The 615-nt window shown below is 66.8% G+C and carries 1 pseudogene; it reads left to right on the top strand.

Annotated features, from left to right (window positions below):
* A pseudogene (locus EOD07_RS36685) lies at positions 1-615 on the top strand (glucose-6-phosphate dehydrogenase); the annotation flags it as partial.

A 615-nucleotide genomic window follows, 5' to 3' on the forward strand; every position in this document is an offset into this window, starting at 1 on the left:
CGAGAACCACCTGCTCAACATCCTGCTGCTTCTGGCCATGGAGCCGCCGGTCGGCCGCTCGGCCGACGACCTGATCGACGAGAAGGTGCAGGTGCTGCGCGCCATCCGCACGCTCAACAAGGACGATGTCGTGCGCGGCCAGTTCGACGGCTATCTGGCCGAGCCGGGTGTCAGGCCAAACTCGCCGGTCGAGACTTTCGCCGCGGTGCGCTTCTTCGTCGACACCTGGCGCTGGCAGGACGTGCCCTTCTTCATCCGTGCCGGCAAGAACATGCCGGTGCACGCCACCGAGGTGATCGTCCGGCTGAAGCGACCGCCGCTCGACGTCTTCGATCCGATCAAGCCGTCCGACGCCAATTATGTCCGCTTCCGCATCGATCCGCAGGTGGCGATCTCGATCGGCGCCCAGCGCAAGAGAGCCGGCGACGACATGGTCGGCGAGCAGGTGGAACTGACCGCGCTCGACGACTCCAAGGGCGACATGCCGCCCTATGAGCGGCTGATCGGCGACGCCATGAACGGCAACGGCCAGCTCTTCACGCGCCAGGATGCGGCCGAGCTTGCCTGGCGCATCGTCGGGCCGGTGCTCGGCGACACCACGGCGCCGGCAATCTA

The sequence above is a fragment of the Mesorhizobium sp. M2C.T.Ca.TU.002.02.1.1 genome, assembly GCF_003997225.1.